General features: G+C 55.5%; 1 protein-coding gene. It reads left to right on the plus strand.

Going from position 1 to position 227, the window contains the following annotated elements:
- The coding region (locus OGW13_RS00025) for a transposase (RefSeq protein WP_287115447.1) at positions 1 to 227 on the plus strand (227 nt) is incomplete at both ends.

Here is a 227-nt window from a genome sequence, read left to right on the forward strand (position 1 = left end):
GCGCCACAGCGCGAGGAGCTGGCCGAGGTGGATGTGGACTGGCTGATCGCCGAGCGCCCCGGCAAGGTAAGAACCTTGAAACAGCATCCACGCAAGAACAAAACGGCCATCAACATCGAATACATGAAAGCCAGCATCCGGGCCAAGGTGGAGCACCCATTTCGCATCATCAAGCGACAGTTCGGCTTCGTGAAAGCCAGATACAAGGGGTTGCTGAAAAACGATAA

The organism is Citrobacter sp. Ca225 (genome assembly GCF_030337175.1).
Classification (GTDB): Bacteria; Pseudomonadota; Gammaproteobacteria; order Enterobacterales; family Enterobacteriaceae; genus Citrobacter_A; species Citrobacter_A amalonaticus.